This is a genomic window from Holdemanella sp. MSK.7.32 (assembly GCF_024460475.1).
Classification (GTDB): Bacteria; Bacillota_I; Bacilli_A; order Erysipelotrichales; family Erysipelotrichaceae; genus Holdemanella.
Genome location: NZ_JANFYN010000123.1, coordinates 1 through 606 on the forward strand (window position 1 = coordinate 1; position 606 = coordinate 606).

The following is a 606-nucleotide window of genomic DNA, read 5'->3' on the forward strand; positions in this document are numbered from 1 at the left end:
AATTACTCGACACTTGTCGCAGATTGGTTTAACAGATGGTCTTACTTTCATCTTTAATCGTCTCCTTATTTGCGTCTAAATGTAATACGCCCACGTGTTAAGTCATACGGTGAAATTTCAACGGTAACACGATCACCTGGTAAAATGCGAATGTGATGCATACGGATTTTACCAGAAACGTGAGCTAGAATCTCGTGTCCGTTTTCCAATTTAACTTTAAAAGCTGCATTGGGTAAAGTGTCAACTACGATACCATCAATTTCGATCATATCTTGTTTAGCCATGAATCCTACACTCCTCCTTCTATCAAAAAATGAAATGATGTTAGGCATAAAATGCCATCTACCATTTTAACAAAAAAGCTTTGAATAGCCAAGCCTAAATTAAAAAAAAAACAACTTTTACAAGTCGTGTTACTCTCAAGTGGTGGAGAAGGACAGATTCGAACTGCCGAACCAAAAGGAACTGAGTTACAGTCAGCCGCGTTTAGCCACTTCGCTACTTCTCCAGTTTTTAAAAAAAAGAACAATCAGAAGATTGTTATAAATAAAATGGAGCAGGTGATGAGAATCGAACTCACGTAGTCAGCTTGGAAGGCTGAAGTTC

2 protein-coding genes and 1 tRNA gene are annotated in these 606 nt (G+C 38.0%); all 3 read right to left on the bottom strand.

The window, feature by feature from the left end; all coding sequences use genetic code 11:
• On the bottom strand, positions 1–51 hold a 51-nt coding region (rpmJ, locus tag NE544_RS12365), incomplete at its 3' end, for a 50S ribosomal protein L36 (RefSeq protein ID WP_217256559.1).
• A gap of 14 nt (positions 52–65) precedes the next feature.
• Positions 66–284 (bottom strand): translation initiation factor IF-1, encoded by a 219-nt coding sequence (infA, locus tag NE544_RS12080; protein WP_117573900.1) that lies wholly within the window; start codon positions 282–284, stop codon positions 66–68.
• 140 nt (positions 285–424) lie between these two features.
• Positions 425–508: transfer RNA gene (locus NE544_RS12085), tRNA-Tyr, on the bottom strand.
• Positions 509–606: the final 98 nt, after the last annotated feature.

Bases quoted from the DNA above. Each gene is read 5' to 3' on its own strand.
- infA (WP_117573900.1), bottom strand. From the start codon at position 284: ATGGCTAAACAAGATATGATCGAAATTGATGGTATCGTAGTTGACACT.